Raw genomic sequence first — 23,357 nt, forward strand, 5'->3', positions numbered from 1 at the left:
AAAGACCGGAGGAACACCATGCAGTTTCAGGATCTGATCTATGAGGTCCGCAACGGCGTCGCCTGGATCATCATCAATCGTCCGGACAAGATGAACGCGTTTCGCGGCACGACCTGCGACGAGTTGATCAAGGCTCTTTACAAGGCGGGATACGACAAGGATGTCGGCTGCATCGTGCTCGCCGGCGCCGGCGACCGCGCCTTCTGTACCGGCGGAGACCAATCGGCTCACGACGGCAATTACGACGGACGCGGCACGATCGGCCTGCCGATGGAGGAGCTGCATACGGCCATTCGTGACGTTCCCAAGCCCGTCATCGCGCGCGTTCAGGGCTTTGCGATCGGTGGCGGCAACGTGCTGGCGACGATCTGCGACATGACGATCTGCTCGGAGAAGGCGATCTTCGGCCAGGTCGGTCCGAAAATGGGCTCGGTCGACCCGGGCTATGGGACCGCCTTCCTCGCCCGTGTCGTCGGCGAGAAGAAGGCGCGCGAGATCTGGTACATGTGCCGGCGCTATTCCGGCAAGGAGGCCGAGGCGATGGGCCTCGCAAACCTCTGCGTACCGCACGACGAGTTGGACCGGACGGTGCAGGCCTGGGGCGAGGAGCTCTGCGAACGCAGCCCGACGGCCATCGCCATCGCCAAGCGCTCCTTCAACATGGACACGGCGCACCAGGCCGGCATCGCCGGCATGGGGATGTATGCGCTGAAGCTCTATTACGACACCGAGGAATCCCGCGAGGGCGTGAAGGCACTCACCGAGAAGCGGAAACCGGAATTCCGGAAGTTCGTGAAGTAGCAGCACACACGGCATCGCCGGTGGCGATGCCGTGTCATGTGCCCCCGAGGCGGCTCCGGGGCGGAGCCGTGGCAACGCGACCAGATCGTGGAGGACATGCCGATGAATCCGTATCTCGACGAGGACCTCGTTGCGCTCGGCGACCAGGCGCGCCGCTTCGCATCAGACAGGCTCGCTCCCGGATTTCAGGAGCGCGACCGCACCCGCGTGCTCGATCGCGGCCTGATGAAGGAGATGGGCGCGATGGGCTTCATCGCGCCCGAACTGCCGGAGCAATATGGCGGCCTCGGCATGGCGACCCTCGCAGCCGGTGTCATCCACGAGGAGATTGCCCGGGCCGATCTCTCGATGTCCTACGTCAATCTGCTGGCCTCGCTGAACGGCCAGATCCTGTCACAGCACGGCAAGCCTGAGATCGTGACGCCGTGGCTCACGCGCCTTGTCGCCGGCGAGGCGCTGTTCGCCATCGCGCTCACCGAACCGCGCGGCGGATCCGACGCCGCCAATCTGCGCCTGCGGATCGAGCATGACGGCGACGGCTACATCGTCAACGGCGAGAAGACCTCGATCTCCGCCGCTGACCAGGCCGATGCGGCCGTCGTCTTCGGCCGAACCGGGACGGTCGAGTCCGGCGCGCATGGCGTGACCGCATTGCTGATCCCGCTCGACCTGCCTGGCGTCACGCGCTCGCGGTTCGACTGTCACGGCCAGCGCGCCATCGGACGCGGGTCGCTGTTTTTCGAGAACGTGCGTGTCCCCGGCTCGCACCGCCTGGGCGACGAGAACAAGGGCTTCGTGCAGGTCATGCAAGGGTTCGACTTCTCGCGTGCGCTGATCGGGCTTCAGGTGCTGGCGGTGGCGCGCGCGGCGCTCGATGAAACCTGGCAGCATGTCGCGCAGCGGCAGGCGTTCGGCAAGACCTTGTCGGCGTTCCAGGGCGTCTCGCATCCCCTGGCGGATGGCGATACGCAGGTCGAGGCTGCACGACTGCTGTGCCTGCAGGCGCTGTGGCTGAAGGACAAGGGCCTTCCCCATAGCGCCGAGGCGGCGATGTGCAAATGGTGGGCGCCGAAGCTTGCCTATGACGTGATCCATCAATGCCTGCTGATGCACGGCCATGGCGGCTATGACCGTGGCGTGATGGAGCAGCGGCTGCGCGATGTTCTCGGCTTCCAGATCGGTGACGGCACCGCGCAGATCATGAAGACGATCATCGCACGCGCGCGCGCAGGACGCTCGGCCGTGCCTGCTTGACATAAAGACAACGAACAAACGGGAGGGAAGCCATGGAATTCGACGCCGTCTTGCTTGGGCCGCGCCGCGCAGCCAGCATCGCCAATGGCTACTGGCACGACCGTACGATCAACGACGATCTCGATGCCTGCCTGGCGACATGCCCGGACAAGATCGCGTTGACCGCGGTTCGCCTCGACACCAACGATGTGCGCCGCTTCACCTATCGTGAGCTGGCGACTCTGGCGGACCGGATGGCGATCGGGCTGTCGCGTCTCGGCGTTCGCCGCAACGACGTCGTTGCCATGCAGCTCCCCAACTGGTGGCAATTCACGCTGCTCTATCTCGCCTGCAGCAGGATCGGCGCCGTCATCAACCCGCTGATGCCGATCTTCCGCGAGCGCGAGCTCAAGTTCATGCTCCGTCACGGCGACGCCAAGGTGGCGATCGTTCCGAAGATGTTTCGCAATTTCGATCATGAGGCGATGCTGAGGGGGCTCATGCCCGAGCTGCCGGCGCTGGCGCGCCTCGTCGTGGTCGGCGGCGGCGGCGCCGACGATTTCGATACGCTGTTGACGATCCCCGAATGGGAAAACGCCGCGGATGCGAAAGCCGTCCTCGGTTCGGACCGGCCCGGGCCCGACGACATCACCCAGCTCATCTATACGTCGGGAACGACCGGCGAGCCGAAGGGCGTGATGCATAGCGCGAACACGCTGATGGCCAACATCATTCCCTACGCCCAGCGCCTGAAGCTCGGCGCCGATGACGTCGTCCTGATGGCCTCCCCGATGGCCCATCAGACCGGCTTCATGTACGGCCTGATGATGCCGATCATGCTGAAGGCAAGCGCGATCCTGCAGGATGTCTGGGAGCCGAACCGGGCCGTGGACCTGATCCGCGCCGAGAAGGTAACCTTCACCATGGCGTCCACGCCGTTCCTGACCGATCTCACGCGCACGGTGTCCGAAGCCGGCAAGCAGGTCCCAACTCTGAAGACGTTCCTGTGTGCCGGCGCGCCGATTCCGGGCCCGCTGGCCGAGCAGGCGCAGGCGGGTCTTGGCGCCAAGATCGTCTCGGCCTGGGGCATGACCGAGAATGGCGCGGTCACGCTGATCAACCTCGATGACGACGACAAGCTCGCCTCCACCACCGACGGCTGCCCCCTCCCCGGCGTCGAGGTGAAGGTGGTGGATGCGGACGGCAGGCCGCTCCCGCCAGAGCAGACCGGCAAGCTGCTGGTGAGGGCCTGCTCCAATTTCGGCGGCTACCTCAAGCGGCCGCAATGGAACGGCACCGATGCCGAAGGCTGGTTCGACACCGGCGACCTCGCCTACATGACCGCTGCTGGCTACATCCGGATCAGCGGGCGCTCGAAGGACGTCATCATTCGCGGCGGGGAGAACATCCCGGTCGTCGAACTCGAGGCGCTGCTCTACAAGCATCCTTCCGTCGCGCAGGTTGCGATCGTGGCCTATCCCGACGAGCGCCTCGGCGAGCGCGCATGCGCGGTCGTCGTGCCCAGAGCCGGGCAGACCATCGACTTCGCCGGCATGGTGGAGTTTCTCAAGTCGCACAAGCTCGCGATCCAGTACATTCCCGAAAAGCTGATCGTGCGCGACGCGATGCCGGCGACGCCGTCCGGCAAGATCCAGAAATTCAGGCTGCGCGACATGCTCAAGGCCGGCGAGCTCTAGGCCCGGCTCGCCTTTTTTGAACCGGTCAATCGAACCGCGCTGACGGCGCGATGGAGGATGCGCGTGCAAGAGGAAGTCATACTCGTCGAACGCGAGGGACGCGTCGGCATCGTCACGCTCAACCGCCCGAAGGTAATGAATGCGCTCAACGACGAGCTGATGGACAGGCTCGGCGCAGCGTTGCTGGATCTGGACGCTGATGAAGCGATCGGCGCGATCGTGATCGCCGGGTCGGCACGGGCCTTCGCCGCCGGCGCCGATATCGCGGCGATGGCGGACTGGAGCTACAGCGACGTCTATAATTCCAACTTCATCACCCGCAACTGGGAAACGATCCGCCGGGTGCGGAAGCCCGTCATCGCCGCCGTTGCCGGGCTGGCGCTGGGCGGCGGATGCGAGCTGGCGCTGGCCTGCGACATCATCGTGGCAGGCCGCAGCGCCAAATTCGGCCTGCCGGAGATCAAGCTCGGCCTCCTGCCCGGCGCCGGCGGGACGCAGCGGCTTCCCCGCGCGATCGGCAAGGCGAAGGCCATGGACATGTGCCTGTCGGCCCGCACCCTCGATGCCGACGAAGCCGATCGCTACGGCCTGATCGCGCGGGTGGTCGACGACGAACAGCTTCGCGAGGAGACGATGCAGCTGGCCTCGACGATCGCCTCGTTCTCCACGCCAGCCCTGATGGCGCTCAAGGAATGCGTGAATCGTGCCTACGAGCAGACGCTGACGGAAGGAACCCTGTTCGAACGTCGCGAACTCCACGCCCGTTTCGCAACTGCGGATGCGCGCGAAGGCATGAAAGCGTTCATGGAGAAGCGCAAGCCCGTCTTCGTTCATCGCTAGCGAAGCAGGGCCTCGCTCAGCGGGATTTTTCGAGATCGGGAAAGCACAATCGGGAGTGCTTGAAAGAATGGTCGGAGCGGCAGGATTCGAACCTGCGACCCCTGCGTCCCGAACGTACGGAACAACCTCTAAGTCATTGATTTTTCTGACCTCGCAGGTCACATCATCTCGTTTTGTTCACGATCATTTCGCCTATTTCGTTGCGATTTCGTTGCGGCGTTCTCATGGGAAGCACCTCCAGGCCCAAATGAAAGCACCGCACCGACTCGCTCTTTGACACCCGCCCCTCGTTTGCAAGGCGCGAGCGCTCTTCCTCCGCCCAGGGCGTAACCACCGATGCCGGCAGTCGCTCGTGGCTCAGATTTGAGACAATGCGCTTATGCTCGACACCGTCACCGCCTTCCGCTCCAGCGCCAAGCATCACGCCGAGATCGCCTTCCTGTTCGAGGAGCAGCAGCGGCTGTCGTACTGGCTGACCGGCAAGCTACCGACGAATCCGCGTCGCCAACCAAATCAGGCGCCAGAACTCGGCCCTGCGCAAGGTGTCCCGCGTGCTGGAGCTGCAAGGCCACCGGCATCTCGCTGGAGACGGACGTCCACCGCGAGCCGCCGACGAGCATCAGACCATGCGCGTGAAGGCCTTCATCGAGATGTTGTCATTGGCCAACGCGACCGGTGCGATCCTTATGGCCGCGCGCTGCGGCCGAGCCAACGTTCCAGCCATGATGTGCTGCAGCGCGACCCGCCATGGCCGACCTCAAATAAATCAAGGCCACCACGAGATAGGCAACGTTGTAGAAGCCGATCCAGTTCGGACCGCTGGTCGAGGCCTTGGAGGCATTGCGCACGTCAAAGGTGCCGATAACCGCCAGCAGCGTGTCGAGAGCAGGAAGCCCGTCGCTAAATTGACCAGCCCGGTAACCACCGGGCGCAAGGTGTGCAGCAGCACAATCAGATGTATGCTGCGCGATAGCCGAGCCCGAGCGCTGGCGCCGTCTCCTCCTGTCCCGGCGGGATCGCCTGCAACCAGCCATCGACGACCTCGGCGACGTAGGCGGACCAGAACAGAGCCACCATGATTATCGCACGCGAAAGCTTGTCCATGGACTGCCCGGCCGAAAGCGCCATCGGCAGGATCAAGGTGGTAACATAAGACATCGCCGCCATCGGAATCGCGCGCTCTCACTTCGATTGTCGGCGCCCACACGTCGGATTTCCAAATGCGACCGAGGGCGCCACCGGAACGTGCGGCTTTTGACAGGCATATCTGGGGAGTAAGCGGTTGGGGCGGGAGGGATCGAACCTCCGAATGGCGGAATCAAAATCAGTTTGAATATTCAATCATCTCAGTGCCCGTTTGGAAAAAATCGCCGTATTGGCCACTAGAATTATCAATAGCTTAGCCGGAGTTTCCAAACGGATCTCGTGCAAAGAAATCGGCGAAACCAACTACAATGGAGGCGCTCTTCTCTCTTCCCATGCCGGAATGTGGCTTTACCGATCTCACGCACTAGCGTGCGCCAAGCAGCCGCCACGTTTTTCGAGGCCGCGCATGCACGCGCCGTAAAAATTTAAACTCTGCGCTTCCCACAGAAGCCGCTGATTAAGAGGCCAACGATCTAGCATGAAAGCTAATGTTCATTCCGACAACTGGACCGTCAGACCTGCAATGAACCCTCAGCAGATAATCTCGTTGTCGGAATGAAGTCTCGGTTGATAAGCGCAAAGAGGAGAGCTCATCGTCAATAGTCGAGGGTTGGAGTCAGGGTCCGCTATATGGCGAAACCCACTATTTTATCCGCCACCGACGACAGTGCGAGCTTAGTGCCAATGCGAAAGCTAGGCATGAAGTTCATAAACGGATCTCCGCAGTAAGGAGCAGCAGGGTCATATCCTTCAGGGCACATTCAAGCTGAGCGTCGTCGGCACAATTTTACCTCAATAGATGAGCCCATCAGGCTCCTATCGGCTAGTTTCGCGCGCGACGCTCCCGCCTCTCCAACATCCGGCCGAGGGCCAGCCCCTTCAACTCGGAAGAGCACAAAACCATCAAATTCTTGTTGGTCAGTTGACACACTACGTACTGACCCGGGGTTGGCTGTCCTCTAAGGCGCCACTTTATATTCGCTCACGCCCTTGCTACGAAACCGAGTGAAAGCCGATGCTGCAGCCAAACAACTCTCGTAACCGTTGTCGAGACTTCGGCGCCGAACCGTGCTTGTGCTTCCGTAAGGGTTCGATCTCGCTTCAGATGGTAGCCAGCGACAATAGCTGCGGACTACCCGGATCGATCGAGCACCATAGGTCGCTCGGACCGACGCTTATTGCGCCCCGATACACCTCCCCTTAACGGCCGGACCACTGAAGGGCAGATATAGCGGCTCACTATGAGCTCGCTCGATTCGGTAGTCTTGGATAATCAATGTAGCCCTCCGCACTTCCGCCGTAGAATGTGGCGGTGTCCCACTTGTTCAGAGGCGCTCCTTGCGCGAGTCGTTCGACCAAATCCGGGTTGGAGATAAACGGCCTTCCGAACGCAATCAAATCAGCAGCGTTTTTCGAAAGCGCCTCGGTGCCGAGCGCCAAATCATAGCCGTTGTTCGCGATATAGGCGCCCGAAAAGCACTTCCGTAGCGAAGCATAGTCGAACGTCGCCACATCGCGCGAACCACCCGCCACTCCCTCGATCACGTGAAGATAAACAAGATTTAGCGCATTCAGTCGTTTCGATATATATTCAAAAAGCGACTGAGGATTGGAGTCCGACATGTCATTTGCCGGCGACACCGGAGAAATGCGGACACCTGTGCGTTCGGGGCCAATCTCCCCCGCCACGGCCTCCGAGACTTCCAGCATGAGCCGTGCGCGATTCTCGATCGAACCACCCTAAGAATCCTGGCGCTCGTTTGCGCCGTCCCTGGCAAACTGGTCGAGAAGATAGCCGTTAGCCGCGTGAATCTCGACACCATCAAAACCTGCTTCACGGGCATTCAAGGCCGCTCGTTTGAACTGGTCGATGATCAACTGGATCTCGGCCAACTCTAAAGCTCGCGGCTCAGACACGTCCGCCAAGCTGCCGCCGATGAAGGTCTTGCTTCTGGCGCGAATCGCCGACGGCGCGACCGGCGGTGCTCCGCCTGGCTGCAAAGACGTGTGCGAGATCCTGCCGGTATGCCAGAGCTGAATGAAAATGCGCCCGCCCAACTCGTGCACGCGTTCGGTGACGTTGCGCCAGGCAGCGACCTGCTCCGCGGAATAGATTCCCGGCGTGTCCTGATAGCCTTGACCTTGCTGCGATACTTGGCTCGCTTCCGTAATCAGCAGGCCCGCGGAAGAACGCTGGCCGTAGTAATCGACCGCTAGCGGGTTTGCCAACATGAGGGGCGCTACCGCCCGACTTCGGGTCATGGGCGCCATAACGACGCGGTTGGGGAGGAGGTTCGGGCCCAGCCTGAACGGCTCAAGCAAGTTAGTTAAAGTGTTCATTCTCTCACCGATTGCGCATATTGAGGCTTACTTGGCCAACTGCCTTGCCTTCCGCTTGAGGGGCGGCCTCGCGTGTGTGCCGTCCTTTTCGGCGTACACTCCTCTGATCGTTCCGCCCCGCCCGCCAGACAAATTGCACGGTTGACTCTATTACTTGTTTATTGTTTAGCAAGTATTGCGATGCCGCCTGCTCTATTCTCTGGGAGTTCGCGCCGCCGTGTCCGCGTCAAATTGGATCTGCGCATGACAGAAACGCCCGCATACGTGACCTATGAAATGCGAGGAAACATCGCAATCCTCAGCTTGAATCGGATCGATAAGCGGAATGCGCTCAGCAACCAGGTCGTCGAGGAAATTTCAGCTGCTGTGGAGCGAGCCCGAGGCGAAGCCGGAGCTGGGGTGATCTGCGGCAAGGGCGGCCACTTCTGCGCTGGGCTGGACCTCGCCGAACACAGGCTCAAGACGCCCTTTGAAGGCATGCGGAGCTCGCGTCGGTGGCATGAGGTCTTTGGTCAGATCGAGTTTGGCCCAATTCCTTGGTTTAGCGCGTTACATGGTGCTGTCATCGGAGGCGGCCTCGAATTGGCGGCTTCAACCCATGTTCGAGTGGCGGATAATACAGCGTTTTTCGCGTTGCCCGAAGGACAACGCGGAATATTCGTTGGCGGCGGCGGGTCAGTCCGAGCGGCTAGGCTGATGGGCGTTGCGCGAATGACCGATCTGATGCTGACGGGGCGAACAATCGACGCTCAACAAGCTGAAAGATGGAACATCGTGCAATATGTTGTACCCGCGGGGACGGCTCTGGACGCCGCATTCGATCTCGCCAAGCAGGCCGCCAGCAACGCAGAGCTATCGAACTATAGCATCCTCAACGGCTTGCCAAGGATTGCGGAAATGAGCCGCGATGACGGTCTTTTCGCTGAAAGCTTCATCTCGGCCTTCACTGCCACAAGCCCAGACGCTGAAGCTCGCATGACAGCCTTCCTCGATAAACAAGCGCGCAGGTCGAGCCCCGCGAAGGAAGCATGATGGAGTTCGCGTCGTCAATTCAGCACCGGCCGAACTTATGAAATCCTATTGCACATCAGTGATGCGGTCATCATTTACGCCCCAAGAGGAGCGCCATGTCGACTGATCCGATCGTCATCTCAGGCTCCGCACGAACGCCCATCGGGAGCTTCCAGGGAGCACTTTCGTCCCTCAGGGCGACGGATCTAGGGGCAGTGGCAGTGCGCGCGGCAACACAACGCGCGGGCGCAGCATTCACTGCCATCGACCGCATCTACATGGGATGCGTTCTCTCGGCGGCGCTGGGGCAAGCGCCCGCAAGACAAGCGGCTCTCGGCGCGGGCCTGTCAGAGTCGGTGCAAGCGACCACCGTGAACAAGATGTGCGGATCAGGAATGCAGGCAGCGATTATGGCCGTCGAGACTCTCCAGGCGAACGCTGCGGATATCATCGTGGCAGGGGGTATGGAGAGCATGACCAACGCGCCGTACGCGCTTCCTAAGCATCGTAGTGGCGCCCGGATAGGCCACGATCGTGTGATCGATACCATGATGATGGACGGACTCGAGGACGCTTACGAGCCTGGTAAGCCAATGGGCGCATTCGCTCAAGATACAGCCGACTCATACCGCTTTAGTCGCCAGATGCAAGATGCCTATGCGCTACGCTCCCTGGAACGCGCTCGGACGGCCATCGCCAGCGGAGCTTTTGCCGCAGAGATCGCGCCAGTCGCTGTGACTAATCGTACCGGTCCTGTTCTTGTCGATACTGACGAGCAGCCCGGTCACGCGCGACCCGAGAAGATTGCATCTCTCAAGCCCGCGTTCTCGAACAGCGGGACCATTACTGCCGCGAGTTCCGCCTCAATATCTGACGGCGCCGCCGCTCTCGTCCTGACGCGGCAAAGCGTTGCGCAAAGATTGGATCTGGCAGTGGCTGCGAGGGTTGTCGGCTGTGCAGCCCACGCGCAAGGTCCCGCGCTCTTTACGACAGCCCCGGTGGGGGCAATCGGCAAATTGCTCGCCGACATTGGTTGGACCGTCAATGACGTCGACCTTTTCGAAGTCAATGAAGCGTTTGCTGCGGTCGCCATGATTGCCGCGCATGACCTCGGAATTCAAGAAGACCGGCTGAATGTCAACGGAGGCGCGACGGCGCTGGGCCATCCGATTGGGGCGTCCGGTGCTCGCCTCATCGTGACGTTGCTGGCTGCTCTCAAGCACCGCGGCCTGCGCCGAGGCGTCGCCAGCCTGTGCATCGGCGGCGGAGAAGCGACCGCTATGGCTATCGAACTCATTTGAGGGATCCATTTCATGAATATCGAGGGCGTCTCGGCAATCATCACCGGCGGAGCATCCGGTCTGGGAGCGGCGACGGCGGAGCAGCTCGCTCGGGCAGGCGCTGAAATCGCCATTTTCGACCTCAACGCGTCCGAAGGAAATGAAACCGCTAAGCGGATTGGTGGCAGCTTCCACAAGGTCGACGTCGCCGACGATCAATCGGTCGCCGCAGGACTGGCTGCGGCCGAGGCCGCGCATGGGGTGGCGCGGATATTGGTCAACTGCGCTGGAGTCGCGCCAGCGATCCGGGTCGTTGCGAGAGACGGAACCCCTCATGGACTGGACGCCTTCCGCAAAGCGGTTGAGGTCAATCTGATCGGGAGCTTCAACACCATCACGAAATTTGCTGCGCGGCTCATCGCTGCGCGCATCGAGGGCGAAGAGGCTGGCGTGATTGTCAACACCGCGTCCGTCGCCGCCTATGATGGACAGATCGGACAAGCAGCCTACGCCGCCTCCAAGGGAGGCGTGGTGGGCATGACACTTCCGATCGCACGGGATCTCGCGCAGTATCGAATTCGAGTCATGACGATCGCCCCTGGCATTTTCCTGACGCCCATGCTCATGGGCCTACCGCAGGCCGCACAGGATAGCCTCGGCACCCAAGTTCCTCATCCATCCCGACTGGGCAAGCCGGTTGAGTATGCGCAGCTCGTCGACAGCATCATTGGAAATCCCATGCTCAACGGCGAGGTCATTCGCCTCGATGGCGCAATCCGAATGGCCCCTAAATAGCCGAGCGGCTATGGGATCCCCGGCATTCGCCAGAACTTAGCGGCAAACAAGATCCGAACCTGAAGTGAGTGCAAACATGGCCGAAGCTTACATCGTCGATGCTGTCCGTACCGCAGGCGGAAGGCGCAATGGTAAGCTAGCGGGATGGCATCCCGCCAACATGGGGGCCGAGGTCCTCGACGCGCTCATCGAACGGACTAACATCGATCCCGGCGCCATTGAGGACGTCATTCTCGGTTGCGTGACACAGGCCGGAGAGCAAGCATTCGCTCTGGCGCGAAATGTCGTCCTCGCCTCCCGCACGCTTCCCCAATCGGTGCCGGCGGTGACGATCGATCGTCAATGCGGCAGCTCTCAACAGGCGGTACAGTTCGCGGCCCAGGCCGTCATGTCGGGCACGCAGGACGTTGTGATCGCTGCCGGTGTCGAGAGCATGAGCCGTGTACCGATGTTCTCAAACATGTCATTTCATGCCCAGCAGGGTGTTGGAACGGGTCCACTTAGCGACCGGATCAAAGCCCGCTATGGGGTCGACGCATTCAGTCAATTCGATGGCGCCGAGATGATAGCGGCGAAATACGGATTCGATCGCGAGACTCTCGACCGCTTTGCGCTCGATAGCCATCGCAAGGCCGCAGCGGCTAGTGCCCGCGGGAACTTCCGAAGTGAGATCGTGCCACTCGCGATCGACGGTGGTTTCCATGAGATCGACGAAGGAATCCGCCGGGATGCTTCCCTTGACGCCATTGGCTCTGTGAAGCCGTTGAAGGAAGGCGGCGTAATATCTGCCGCCAATGCGAGCCAACTCTGCGATGGCGCGTCCGGTGCTCTAATCGTATCAGCGGAGGCACTGAAGCGCTTCAACCTCACCCCACTCGCACGCATCGTCAATTTGACGGTCACGGCCGGCGATCCAGTGATCATGCTTGAAGAACCCATCCCGGCCACGAAACGCGCTCTCGCCCGGGCCGGCATAAAGATCGAAGATATCGACCTTTTCGAAGTCAACGAAGCCTTCGCATCTGTCCCCCTGGCATGGCTTCAGGCGACAGGCGCCGATCCCGCCAAACTCAATATAAATGGAGGCGCTATCGCGCTAGGTCACCCGCTTGGTGCAAGCGGGACCAAGCTCATGGCGACACTGATTCATTCATTGAAAGCGCGCGGTGGGCGGTTTGGCCTTCAAACGATGTGTGAAGGTGGTGGCGTTGCCAATGTCACAATCCTAGAGGCTCTGTGATTTCATGACCCGTGCCCCACGCGTCCCAAAACGAAAATGGTCCGGCCGACGAGCAGCATCCGAGACGGCAATTCTTCAAAAAATCCAAAACCTTATTGAGCAGCAAGCAAATTCCGGGCGATTCTTGCGAAATCACTTGCTGAACGACCAACTAGTTGGTAGATTAGCCACGGAAGTCTGAAATCCCGTTCGAAGCCGGCCCTCAAGGTCCGGAAGCGATCCCCAGTTCTTTCTATCCCGCTGCTAATCCTCTCCGGAATCCACCGCTGGGCGAGCGATAGGTCAACCTTACAAGCAGAGACTACCGACTAGTCGGTATACGTTCAAGGAAAGCCATCAAGGCGCAGCTTCCCGAGAACCCTAACTCAAGCGCCGAGCAGACCACCAGGATCTTCAAATGCAAACGAGGCCCAACATGAATCGGCCAAGCTTTTTCAGGTCGTTGATCGTCGGCATGACGACTGCCGTCGTCATCAGCCACAGCCTGTCCTCCGCGTCCGCGGCTGGTCCGGCGGATCAAAGGATCAGTGTCCGTGGCACAGTGATCGCCCTCAATAGCAACAAGCTCGAGGTTAAGTCTCGCGACGGTACCAATATCATTGTCTCCCTTGCCCCTGGCTGGGCCGCGTCGGCGGTTGTGAAGGCAACGATCGAAGACATCAAGCCGGGCGGATATGTTGGCATCGCATCGCTTCCCACATCGGAAGGCGGCGATGGCGCACTAGAGGTCTTGATTTTTCCGCCTCCGCTGAAGGGCACCGCTGAAGGCAGCTTCGCGTATGATCTGAAGCCACGCAGCACGATGACAAATGCCACCGTGGCGGACGCGGTCAAGTCGGTCAGCGGCAGCGTGGTGACGGTGAACTTCCATGGTCAGGAGAAGAAGATATCGATCCCCCAAGGCACGCCGGTGGTCACGCTGGCACCGGCAACGCCAGACGACGTCAAGCCCGGCAGTGTGATTTTCATTCCCGCGTTAAAAGGGGCAGACGGATCCATCTCAGCCGGCAACGTGATCGTCGGTAAGGACGGCGTCGTCCCCCCGATGTGACATCCAAGGCCCGACCGTGCGCGCTTACGGTCGGGCTCCCCCCCAGTCATATGCAGACCGAACATGTATGCCGAGACAGATTCGCCCTCACCGCCCTTGATGCAACGGCGCCTTGTTTGGCGGCACTCTTTCATCGTGCGGCTGACCCATTGGATCAACCTGCTCTGCTTTGTGTTTCTCTTGCCGAGCGGACTTCAAATCTTTAACGCATATCCGCACCTGCATTTCGGCGCCTACGGCGCCGACACCGACCCAGCACTCGTCAGCGTCAGCGCGGAGCAGCATGCGGATGGACTGCGCGGATACCTCCGTATTGGCGCGGTGAAAATCACGACCACAGGTCTCCTCGGGATCTCTTCCGACGCTGGTGTCGAAACAGCAAGGGCGTTCCCTGCGTGGCTTACCCTTCCATCTTATCTCGATCTCGCAGCTGGTCGGCGCTGGCACCTCTTTTTCGCCTGGCTGCTCGTCGTGAACGGCACGGTCTACCTGGCGCACGGACTCTACAGCGGGCATTTTCGGCGCGATTTGCTGCTCAGCCGGGAACAGATGAAGCTACGCCACCTTTGGCACCAGTTACGAGACCATGCCTGCCTCCATTTTCCAAAGGGCGAGGAGGCTCGGCGCTATAACGCGCTGCAGAAAATGACCTACCTGCTGGTCGTTCTGCTGCTCCTCCCATTGATGGTCTGCACCGGGCTCACGATGTCCCCTGGGATGGATGCTGCGCTTCCCTTATTGCTGGACTGCTTCGGTGGCCGCGCTTCGGCCCGCACTTTGCACTTCATCGCAGCGATGTTGTTGGTTCTGTTTGTGGCCGTCCATGTGACCATGGTCGCCGCATCCGGCCCGTGGAACAATCTCCGATCAATGCTGAGTGGTCGCTACGCGATCCGCACCGCGGAGGATGCCTCATGACCAGACACGTCTCCCGCCGTCAGTTTCTCGCCGGACTAGCGTACGGCAGCGCAGCAGCGTCGCTAGCCGGCTGCGATCGTCTGACGCAAAGCGCCGAGGTCGACGCGATGCTCCGAATAGCCGAACGGTGGACGATGACCAGCCAGCGGCTTCTGCTCTCTCACCAGCCGCTGGCCCGCGAGTTCGCCGAAAGCGACCTATCGCCCACCTTCCGCGCGAATGGAACGCAGATGCCCGACTCAGAGGAATATTCTCAGTTGCTCGAAGGCGGCTTCGCGGGCTGGCGGCTGCAGGTCGATGGTCTCGTTCAGCGTCCGCTCCGACTCTCGCTTGCTGAACTGAAGCGCTTCCCACCTCGTACCCAGATCACTCGGCACGATTGCGTCGAGGGCTGGAGTGCCATCGGAAAATGGGAGGGTGTTGCCCTTCGCCATGTGCTCGACGTCGCCGGCCTACTGCCAGACGCCCGTTACGTCGTCTTCCACTGCGCGGATGAGCTGGAGCGGTCACTTGATGGCAGCGGTCGCTACTACGAGAGCATCGACCTGCTCGATGCGCTTCATCCGCAGACAATCCTGGCCTACGGAATGAACGGAACAGATCTTCCTGTCGCGCACGGTGCGCCGCTGCGACTGCGCGTCGAACGACAGCTTGGCTATAAGCACGCGAAGTATCTGATGCGCATCGAAGTGGTCGCAACCATCAGCCACCTCTGGGGTGGCAAAGGCGGGTTCTGGGAAGACCGTGGTTACGAGTGGTACGCGGGCATCTAAAGAACGCGCGCGTCTTACGTAATTTCGCTCGACGTCATGAGAACTCATGCGCTCTTTTTGCCCGTATGGCGTTGGCCGCGCGCCTTCGTTTTAACAACGAGAATAGACAGACAATCGCGCTACACGACTCTCATCGGATGGTATCAGAGCACTGTAAGACCGCCGTCGACCGTGAGTTCCGCACCAGTCATGAACTTCGAGGCATCCGAGGCGAGAAACAGAATAACGCCGGCAACATCGTCCACCTGCCCCCATCGCCCCATTGGGAAGGCCGCCTTGCTTTGCTGTAGGGCGACTTCAACGTTCGCGTAGACTCCTTGCGTGACTGCTTCATGCAACCCACTGGTCCCGAGATCCGTTTCCGTCGGTCCGGGATGTACAGAATTCACCCGAATCTTTCCGGACGAAAGGCGTGCAAGCTCCACTGCAACAGCCTTCGTCAATAGGCGGACAGCGCCCTTCGACGCGGAGTATGCCGAATGGGATCGACCTGCGACTTGGCCGTATATCGACGATAGGTTGACGATCGAGCCGCCATGCGGCGTAATCCTAGCAGATTGCTGCATCAGCGGCACAGCCGCCTGCATGCCAATGAAGACCCCTTCCACATTTGTCGTATATACTCGGCGAAGGTCGTCCAACGATGTTTCCAAAAATGGCCGACTCAGGATAACGCCGGCATTGTTGACGAGAACGTCAAGCCGCCCTTCATTCTGTTCGACGCTCGCAATGGCGTGCCTCCAATCGTCCACAGACGTCACATCGAGGCGGATTGCTCTTGCGCCGTTCCCAAGCAGGCCAACGCATTCCGCTAATCCTGCTTCATCAATGTCGCAAAGCACAACTTGAGCGCCCGCCTCATGCAACCGCTGAGCCGTTCTCCTGCCAATACCTTTAGCTGCTCCCGTGATGAGGGCGACGCGATCCTTCAATCCGAAGACCATCTGAGCACCTTCCGGCTCCGGTTCACCGGGCAAAAGCGCCGTTCTGCTGCCCAACGGTCTTGATTCTCGCGGACACGCTGAACGGCTTTAGTCTAGGGTCGCGATTATCCGCGATAGTGCGGCGCACGTTTCTCGACGAAGGCTCTTAGCCCCTCCCGGAAATCCTCGGTCTGACCGGAAAGCATCTGATTGCGATTCTCCATTGCAATTGCTGCCTCAAGGCACGGTGCATCGACCGAGAAGTTCAACCCCTCCTTGGTAAGGCGGAGCCCCATGGGAGCAGTTTGCAGCATCTCGTCGAGATATGACTGAGCCGATTGCTCGAGATGGCCGTCAGGGACCACCTCTGATACGAGCCCGGTCGCCAGGGCGCGCCTTGCGTCGATAAAGCGCCCGGTGAGCATCAGCTCGGAGGCGACAGAAAGGCCCGCAAGCCGCGGTAGAAAATAGCTGACACCCATGTCGCATGCTGAAAGACCGAGACGGATGAAAGCGGCATTCATGCGAGCCGTCTCCCCTGCAATCCGCACGTCTGAGGCCAGGGCAAGGCCGAGGCCGCCGCCGCAAGCCGGCCCCTGGATCAACGCGATAATTGGCTGGGGGCATCGTCGCATTTTCACGAATACGTCCGAGAGGTAGCTCTGAAAATTGAAGCCACCGGCGAACGGAACGTCCTCTGCCTTCTGGTGTTGCGCAGCTTTGATATCGAGACCGGCGCAAAATGCGCGACCAGCGCCGCGCATCACGACGACCCGGCAGACGCGATTGTGGTAAAGCGTGTCAAAGTAATCGCGCAGATCAGCCACCATGGCAGCATTGATGGCATTCAGCGCTTCGGGCCTGTTCAGCGTCAGCCAATGGACTTGCCCGCGAACATCCACTTTGATGGTCTCATATTCAACCATTCTCGTTCCATTCCCTCGTTTGGCACGTGCCCGCTTTGCTCAAGCCCGCGCGGAGCGTCCCAATCGCCGACCCAATTTCTTCCACGAAATCTAGTCCAAATAGACGTCGGCCAAGTCGAGCTTCTCAGTTCATCCTGTAGCGGATCGGCACCGACTTCGGCCCGGACACGAAATTGGCCTTGGTCCGCGTTGGCGTTCCGTCGAGCTCCAGGCTCTCCAGCCTCGGCAAAAGCTCCTCCCAGAAAATCTGCATCTCCAGACGGCCAAGATGCTGGCCGAGGCAAATATGTGCCCCATAACCGAAAGCGACGTGCTTGTTGGGGGTACGGCCTACATCGTATTGATAGGGCTCATTGAAGACGGCCTCATCGCGATTGCCCGAGAGATAGCAGAGCATAAGCCAATCTCCCTTCGCGATCTTTTGCCCACGCAGCTCGGTGTCCGCCGTTGCCGTCCGCATGAAGTGCTTCACGACAGTTTCCCAGCGGACGGACTCCTCCACATGCCCCCGAATCAATTCCGGCGCTGCCTTGAGCTTTGCAAATTGATTGGCGTTCTCTGCCAGAGCCCAGGCGCCGCCTGCTATGGTATTCGACGTGGTGTCGTGCCCCGCCGTCGCGACCAGACCGTAGTAGGAGACAAGCTCGTAATCCTTCAGTGGCTCCCCGTTGACTTTTGCATTTGCAAGTACGCTTGCAAGATCGTCGCGTGGGCATTTTCGCCGATCGTTGGCAATGTCCGTGAAATAGGTCGTTACGTCGCCGCGAAGTCTGTGGAGGTCGGCCACCCGCTCAGCGTCCGACACCTGCTTCCCAGAACGATTGAGGTCGGGGTCGGTGGAGCTAAATGCTTGCTGCGTCAGCCTCAGCATCAATGGCTCATCGCTCGCAGGCAGCCCCATGATCTCCATCAATACGCGCAAGGGGTAAAGAAAGGCGATGTCTCTGGCAAAATCGCAACGACCGTCAAACTCGGCCATGCGATCGACGAACTCGCGTGCGATCGCGCGGATTCGGGGCTCGCGCTCGCGAAGCTTTTGCGGAAGCAGGACCCCTTGCGCGATCCGCCGATGAGCAAAATGGTCCGGATTATCCATCCGGGTCAGGTTTCTATTGAGGTGAGGTGAACCGCCGGTAAGCTGACGAATACTACGTTCAGCTTCCATGCTAATGACCGTTACGGATCTATCCGCGTTGTGAAACAGCTCGTTCTGACGCTCGACTTCGAGAATGTCGGCATGGCGCGTCACAGTCCAGAAAGGTTCGTATCCGCGCGGTTCGATACGAGCGAGCGGCGCTTCCCTGCGGAGCCAGCGAAGGGCTTCGTCAACGCGCTCCACTTCTGCATAGGCAAGCGGATCTACGATCGCATCCGCAAAATTCTGCGGGACCTTCATTTGACCCTCCCATCCAAATTGTGCGCCGCGAACATCAATGAGTCCCACCGGCATTTTGGACAGTATCCTAGTTTTTCACTTGCTGATTGGTCAACTAGTATTTTCTCTTCTGCGCGACCTTCGGACCATAATCCCAAAGCCAGGCCACGAAACTGCCGGCCCCGCGCGGGCGCGGTACCCAACCCATCCCTCTGCATCCAAGGCAACTGCGACTGGCGACCTGCCATGCGCTTTTCCTCAGCGGGCCCCTCCCTTAATGGCTCCTCCGAGCGCGATTGGTCTATTGACATTCAACCTATCAGACGGTAGGTTCTTTATATGATGAATGTGTCCTCGACAGCCGATCAGATCCTCGCTTGCGCGCGCTCCCTGATCATATCCGGTGGCTATAACGGCTTCAGCTATGCCGATATCGCCGACGTCGTCGGAATACGGAAACCCAGCATCCACCATCACTTCGCGAGCAAAGTCGAGCTGGTTCGCGCGGTGGTCTCTCAATACCGCCAAGAGGCAGAAGCAGGTGTCGCGGATCTCGAGCGCCATGTCGCAGATCCGGTCGAGCAACTCTCCGGTTATGTCAAGTTCTGGGAAAAGTGCATCACCGATTCGAGCGCATCCTTTTGCGTCTGCGCATTGTTGGCGAGTGAGCTCCCGGCGCTGCCGCCGGAGGTTGCGCTGGAGGTGAGAGGCCACTTCCGCGCTTTGTCAGCTTGGGTCACGTCCGTCCTCCAACGCGGCGCGCGTCAGGGGCGTTTTCAACTCGCGAGTAAGGCTAACGTCGAAGCGGAAGCGCTCATCGCGACAGTACACGGGGCAATGTTGTCAGCCCGGGCCTACGGCGACCCCAAGATGTTCGGCATCATTACAACGCCCCTACTGAGACGTCTCACGACTCTTGACTGATCTCCACTCGACGCCCGCCAGGACCAACCGCCACCAGGCTTAGGAGGCCACTGCTGAAACAGAGCCGATGACAAAAGCGTTCGCCCACATCATCTACCAACTAGTCGAAAGGCTTCCTATGACCACCACATCAACAGTCCCTCGAAACCAGGCGCACTGGTTGAAGCAGTACTATTTCGTTCGAACGGGCGTATCCCTCCTGTGGATCGCTGCAGCGTTCACGGTTGGCCAGCACTCCGAGCCGGCCGCGACCACACTTCTCGTCTCGTATCCTGCTTGGGACGCTCTCGCAAATTACCTGGATGCATCCCGCAGCGGCGGACTCGCCCAAAACCGAACCCAACTCATCAACGTGATCGTGAGCGTTTTAGCCACGCTGGCCGTGGCTTTCACCATCCAAATCAGCATGAATTGGGTGATCGGCGTATTCGGTGCGTGGGCGATCCTTGCTGGGCTCCTTCAGCTCGCAACCGCGGCGCGTCGATGGAAGACCTATGGTGCTCAATGGGCGATGATCCTAAGCGGCGGCCAATCGGCGCTGGTCGGGGCCATATTGATCGTTCAGGCGCGCATGCCTGTGCCTCCGTCTATTCTGAACATCGCGGGATACGCCTCAGGCGGCGCATTCTACTTCCTGGTATCGGCAGTATGGCTGGTGGTGAGCGAATTGCGCCAAAGGGCATCCGCCGCATCCTGACGACATCGCGCTCCGCGCCAATTGCGCCGAAACGTACTAGGCCCTGGACACCGATCCAGGGCCTCAGTCATCGTGTCCAACGCGAGCGTGAGTGACCTCGGGCAGTCTTACTTGCCGCGAGACGATCAGCGGCTGAAAGCCTCAATTGCACCGATGAAGGCCGGCAGTGACGTTCTATGCTCGGAGTGCCCCGGTCGTCGATCAGGCGCGGTCAATTTCCACCATGTCGAAATCGGCTTTCGTCGCACCGCAGGCCGGGCAGATCCATTCGTCAGTCACATCCTCCCACCGCGTGCCGGGTGGCAGCCCCTCCTCGGGCGCGCCGGCCTGTTCATCATAGACAAACCCGCACGTTCGACACTGATAGATCTTGAACTGGCTCTCAGTTGTCTTGACCTCGTCTCCATCAAGCCGCCGCATCTCGGTCATCAAACATCTCCCATCTGATACAGTTCAATCTGCCTGCCATCGTCGCCTCATTCACGCTCTTACGATTGCCAGACGTCATTCGCAGGCAGATTGTTGGTCTATCGAGGAATGCTAATGACCTGGAGCTGAGTAAACTCAGCCAGTCCCTCGTCTCCAAATTCGACTCCAAAGCCAGACTGCTTGCTTCCACCAAACGGAACGTTAGGCGCTAACGCCGCATGGCTATTGATCCACACGGTGCCAGCTTCGACCTGGCCGGCGACCTCGAGCGCTCGGTTCTCGTCGTTGGACCATACGGAGCCGCCAAGCCCCCACGGGCTATCATTCACTCGGCGAACCACATCATCGACATCGGTAAACTTCAGAACAGGCAAAACGGGGCCGAATTGCTCCTCCTTGACCAACCGGGCATCGTCTGCAATGTCACGCACAATAGTCGGCCGAACGAAGTAGCCGCTACGGCCTTCAACGAGACCTCCGGCAATGACGTTGGCATTCTCCTTTGCGTCATCGATGAGCTCTCGCACTCGCTCGAACTGAGCCCGATTCTGGATCGGCCCGATCTGAACACCCTGCTCAAGGCCATCGCCAACCACCGCGGCATCCGCCAGCATTGCGAGCTTATTGCACAGTTCGTCGTAAATTGACGCATGCGCATAGACCCTCTTCACTGCGATGCAGATCTGCCCACTGTTCCGGAAGGCTTGTTGGAAGATCTTCGGCGCCACGGCACTGGGGTCGACGTCGCCCAGCACAATCGCCGCATCGTTACCTCCCAATTCGAGCGTTAGCCGTTTGAGCGTATCTGCAGCGTTCGCCATGACTTTCTTGCCGGTCGCGGTCGAGCCGGTAAAGCTGACCTTGCGGATATCCGGGTGAGCGGACAGGGCGCCACCAAGGTCATTCGCATCGGCGATGACGTTGAGGACGCCGGCGGGAACAACATCTGAGATCAACTCACCGAATTTGAGGGTACTGAGCGGCGTGGTTGCTGCCGGCTTTATGACAACAGTGTTGCCAGCCAAAAGGGCCGGAGGAACCTTGAAAGCCATCAGAGCGATCGGAAAGTTCCACGGTACGATGGCCGCCACGACCCCTAGCGGCCTACGATGGATTTCCACCCTCCTCTGCGTTGAGTCTTCGATGATTCTCGCCGGCAGCTCCATCTGTGAAATCGCCCGAAATACGCCGGCTGCGCCACGAACCTCTTGTACGGCGTCTGTGAGAGGCTTCCCCTGCTCCTGGGTCAAGATCCGGCCCAACATGTCGGCATTCGCCTCGACGACCGCAGCTATTCTCTGCAGTACGGCGCGTCGGTCGCTAATCGGAATGCGGCTCCAACTTGGGAATGCCGCTTTGGCAGCGCTGACGGCATGATCAAGCTGGCCGATCGATGCCCTCGGCGCTATCGCCACCAGAGTCTCCGTGGCCGGATTCATGACTTCCATCGTCAAGTCGCCTGGGACGAGACGTCCGTTGATCAGCATAGCGTAATCGTTCACCGATATCCTCCTCGTGCGCGCAGCACGTTCCCTGGTACAAAGAGCCCCGCTCGTGAGACTCGGAGCCGCCACCGCTCTATCGCTCTCAAAGCGAGCGTCACCCTCTTCTCTGTTTCTCCGTAACCCATCTATTCGTGAATTTCACGCAACCTGATGTGGGCGGATGTCACCAATTCGGCAACGGACCCAATTCATTGAACGGATACGCGCGCAAACAGCCCCCTACCTTCAACCGTCTGTTTTGCCGCCAATCACACCTTCGGATCGTAGACCTTCGATGTCCTGAGCGGAGAAATCGAGCATCGTACGCAAGATCTCTTCGGTGTCCTGCCCAAGCTCTGGAGATATCGCTGCCGGAAGCCGATCAGTCCCGTGAATTCGGATGGGACTATCAGGGATGACGATCCTTCCGAATTTTGGATGATCGATCCACGTCAACATGCCTCGGGCCTGCATATGAACATCGTTGCTCACCTCGGACAAATTGCGGACCGGAGCGGACGGCACTTTCCATTCGTCGAGGATTGCGCAGGCCTCCTGTCGCGTAATTCTCGAACTCCATTCCGAAACAGTCCGGTCGACCTCCTCCATGTTGCGAACACGTGAGACCTTGCTCGAGAAGCGCGGATCGCTTAGCAGGTCAGCGCGATTCATTGCGCGGAGCAGGTTTGTCCAATGCCTTTCGTTCGTTGCGATAATCGCGATATGACCATCACTGGACCTATACACGTTGTATGGCGCAGCCGAGAGGCCTCCATGACGATTTCCTGTACGAGGAGGCGCCTGCCCGAGATCATACATATAGGCAAGATTTGACGCGAGCGTCGGGTATACAACCTCCTGCATCGCGACTTCGACGAGACGGCCCCGCCCCGTGAAATGCCGCTCGTAGAGAGCAGTCACCACGCCGGCATAAAGATGGGTACCAGCCAGGAAATCAACGATTGCCGCGCCCGCTTTGACAGGAGGACTATCAGTAAAACCCGTGATGCTCATTAACCCCGAGACGGCCTGGACCGTAATGTCCATCGCGAGCTTGTCCTTGTCTGGACCGGAAAGGCCAAAACCGGATCCCGATGCATAGACGAGCCGCGGATTGAGATCGCTAAGCACTGACCAGCCGACACCTAGCCTGTCCAATACGCCTGGTGCGAAGTTTTCCAACAGAACGTCGGCTGTCCCGACAAGCGCTTTGAGAATCTCCCGGCCTCGCGCGCTCTTCAAGTTCAAGGTCATAGACCTCTTGTGCCCATTGAGCATCGCAAAGGGCGCACCGGAGCCACGACTGACTGCATCACGCTGGCGAACTGGCTCTCCATCCAGTGGCTCAACCTTGATGACGTTGGCTCCGGCCTTCGCCATCAGATAGGTCGCGTATGGCCCTTGGTAGACTTGCCCTAAATCAATCACTGTAATGCCGTCCAACGGACGATTCTGACGAGCGTTCATAACATTC

20 protein-coding genes and 1 pseudogene are annotated in these 23,357 nt (G+C 59.8%); 13 read left to right on the forward strand and 8 right to left on the reverse strand.

Annotated features, from left to right (window positions below):
- Positions 1 to 18 precede the first annotated feature (18 nt).
- The 4 genes from badI (at position 19) to ACQR1I_RS25005 (ending at position 4,571) form a co-directional block, all read left to right on the forward strand.
- On the forward strand, positions 19 to 801 hold the full coding sequence (gene badI / locus ACQR1I_RS24990) for a 2-ketocyclohexanecarboxyl-CoA hydrolase (RefSeq protein ID WP_434867960.1): 783 nt from the start codon (positions 19 to 21) through the stop codon (positions 799 to 801).
- A 102-nt stretch (positions 802 to 903) separates the two neighbouring features.
- The gene (gene aliB, locus ACQR1I_RS24995) at positions 904 to 2,055 is read left to right on the forward strand and encodes a cyclohexanecarboxyl-CoA dehydrogenase (RefSeq protein ID WP_434868436.1); all 1,152 of its coding nucleotides are present in this window, start codon (positions 904 to 906) and stop codon (positions 2,053 to 2,055) included.
- Positions 2,056 to 2,087: 32 nt separating this feature from the next.
- Entirely contained in the window at positions 2,088 to 3,731 is a 1,644-nt protein-coding gene (aliA, locus tag ACQR1I_RS25000; protein WP_434867959.1) for a cyclohexanecarboxylate-CoA ligase, read from the forward strand.
- Between the two features lie 63 nt (positions 3,732 to 3,794).
- The gene (locus ACQR1I_RS25005; RefSeq protein WP_434867958.1) at positions 3,795 to 4,571 is read left to right on the forward strand and encodes an enoyl-CoA hydratase; all 777 of its coding nucleotides are present in this window, start codon (positions 3,795 to 3,797) and stop codon (positions 4,569 to 4,571) included.
- A gap of 951 nt (positions 4,572 to 5,522) precedes the next feature.
- Here ACQR1I_RS25005 and ACQR1I_RS25010 read toward each other — a convergent pair.
- Positions 5,523 to 5,729: a hypothetical protein gene (locus tag ACQR1I_RS25010; protein ID WP_434867957.1), complete on the reverse strand. Its 207-nt coding sequence runs from the start codon at positions 5,727 to 5,729 to the stop codon at positions 5,523 to 5,525.
- A gap of 1,227 nt (positions 5,730 to 6,956) precedes the next feature.
- Positions 6,957 to 8,057, reverse strand: a pseudogene (locus ACQR1I_RS25015) (alkene reductase).
- 243 nt (positions 8,058 to 8,300) lie between these two features.
- On the opposite strand from ACQR1I_RS25015, the gene ACQR1I_RS25020 reads away from it, so the two are divergent.
- The 7 genes from ACQR1I_RS25020 (at position 8,301) to ACQR1I_RS25050 (ending at position 15,125) form a co-directional block, all read left to right on the forward strand.
- Complete coding sequence (locus ACQR1I_RS25020; protein WP_434867956.1) at positions 8,301 to 9,089, forward strand: crotonase/enoyl-CoA hydratase family protein; 789 nt, start codon at positions 8,301 to 8,303, stop codon at positions 9,087 to 9,089.
- Positions 9,090 to 9,184: 95 nt separating this feature from the next.
- Complete coding sequence (locus ACQR1I_RS25025; RefSeq protein ID WP_434867955.1) at positions 9,185 to 10,369, forward strand: acetyl-CoA C-acyltransferase; 1,185 nt, start codon at positions 9,185 to 9,187, stop codon at positions 10,367 to 10,369.
- 12 nt (positions 10,370 to 10,381) lie between these two features.
- On the forward strand, positions 10,382 to 11,143 hold the full coding sequence (locus tag ACQR1I_RS25030) for an SDR family NAD(P)-dependent oxidoreductase (protein ID WP_434867954.1): 762 nt from the start codon (positions 10,382 to 10,384) through the stop codon (positions 11,141 to 11,143).
- A 76-nt stretch (positions 11,144 to 11,219) separates the two neighbouring features.
- Positions 11,220 to 12,383, forward strand: a complete 1,164-nt coding sequence (locus ACQR1I_RS25035) for an acetyl-CoA C-acetyltransferase (RefSeq protein WP_434867953.1) — start codon at positions 11,220 to 11,222, stop codon at positions 12,381 to 12,383.
- A gap of 415 nt (positions 12,384 to 12,798) precedes the next feature.
- Entirely contained in the window at positions 12,799 to 13,434 is a 636-nt protein-coding gene (locus ACQR1I_RS25040; protein ID WP_434867952.1) for a hypothetical protein, read from the forward strand.
- Between the two features lie 63 nt (positions 13,435 to 13,497).
- A complete protein-coding gene (locus ACQR1I_RS25045) occupies positions 13,498 to 14,352 on the forward strand; it encodes a cytochrome b/b6 domain-containing protein (RefSeq protein ID WP_434867951.1) in 855 nt (284 codons plus the stop codon).
- Positions 14,349 to 15,125 carry a molybdopterin-dependent oxidoreductase gene (locus ACQR1I_RS25050; protein ID WP_434867950.1) on the forward strand — a complete coding sequence of 259 codons (777 nt, stop codon included), beginning with the start codon at positions 14,349 to 14,351 and terminating at the stop codon, positions 15,123 to 15,125. Before ACQR1I_RS25045 ends, ACQR1I_RS25050 begins: the two co-directional genes overlap by 4 nt.
- A gap of 143 nt (positions 15,126 to 15,268) precedes the next feature.
- Here the strand turns inward: ACQR1I_RS25050 and ACQR1I_RS25055 are convergent, their stop codons facing one another.
- The 3 genes from ACQR1I_RS25055 to ACQR1I_RS25065 all read right to left on the reverse strand — a co-directional run bounded on the left by ACQR1I_RS25055 (position 15,269) and on the right by ACQR1I_RS25065 (position 18,370).
- A complete protein-coding gene (locus tag ACQR1I_RS25055) occupies positions 15,269 to 16,069 on the reverse strand; it encodes an SDR family NAD(P)-dependent oxidoreductase (protein ID WP_434867949.1) in 801 nt (266 codons plus the stop codon).
- Positions 16,070 to 16,173: 104 nt separating this feature from the next.
- Complete coding sequence (locus ACQR1I_RS25060; RefSeq protein WP_434867948.1) at positions 16,174 to 16,974, reverse strand: enoyl-CoA hydratase/isomerase family protein; 801 nt, start codon at positions 16,972 to 16,974, stop codon at positions 16,174 to 16,176.
- Positions 16,975 to 17,098: 124 nt separating this feature from the next.
- Positions 17,099 to 18,370, reverse strand: a complete 1,272-nt coding sequence (locus ACQR1I_RS25065; protein ID WP_434867947.1) for a cytochrome P450 — start codon at positions 18,368 to 18,370, stop codon at positions 17,099 to 17,101.
- Positions 18,371 to 18,688: 318 nt separating this feature from the next.
- Here ACQR1I_RS25065 and ACQR1I_RS25070 point away from each other — a divergent pair, with 318 nt between their 5' ends.
- Together ACQR1I_RS25070 and ACQR1I_RS25075 are read left to right on the forward strand one after the other, a co-directional pair.
- Positions 18,689 to 19,273, forward strand: a complete 585-nt coding sequence (locus ACQR1I_RS25070; RefSeq protein ID WP_434867946.1) for a TetR/AcrR family transcriptional regulator — start codon at positions 18,689 to 18,691, stop codon at positions 19,271 to 19,273.
- A gap of 118 nt (positions 19,274 to 19,391) precedes the next feature.
- Positions 19,392 to 19,970, forward strand: a complete 579-nt coding sequence (locus ACQR1I_RS25075) for a DUF308 domain-containing protein (RefSeq protein ID WP_434868435.1) — start codon at positions 19,392 to 19,394, stop codon at positions 19,968 to 19,970.
- A 201-nt stretch (positions 19,971 to 20,171) separates the two neighbouring features.
- On the opposite strand, the gene ACQR1I_RS25080 is transcribed toward ACQR1I_RS25075, so the two are convergent.
- From ACQR1I_RS25080 to ACQR1I_RS25090, 3 genes are all read right to left on the reverse strand, one after another.
- Positions 20,172 to 20,399, reverse strand: a complete 228-nt coding sequence (locus tag ACQR1I_RS25080; RefSeq protein WP_434867945.1) for a rubredoxin — start codon at positions 20,397 to 20,399, stop codon at positions 20,172 to 20,174.
- 98 nt (positions 20,400 to 20,497) lie between these two features.
- Positions 20,498 to 21,901, reverse strand: coding sequence for an aldehyde dehydrogenase family protein (locus ACQR1I_RS25085; RefSeq protein WP_434867944.1), 1,404 nt, complete (start codon positions 21,899 to 21,901; stop codon positions 20,498 to 20,500).
- A gap of 228 nt (positions 21,902 to 22,129) precedes the next feature.
- Positions 22,130 to 23,350, reverse strand: a complete 1,221-nt coding sequence (locus ACQR1I_RS25090) for a CaiB/BaiF CoA transferase family protein (protein WP_434888847.1) — start codon at positions 23,348 to 23,350, stop codon at positions 22,130 to 22,132.
- Positions 23,351 to 23,357 lie beyond the last annotated feature (7 nt).

This window comes from Bradyrhizobium sp. HKCCYLS2038, assembly GCF_051167655.1.
Taxonomy (GTDB): domain Bacteria; phylum Pseudomonadota; class Alphaproteobacteria; order Rhizobiales; family Xanthobacteraceae; genus Bradyrhizobium.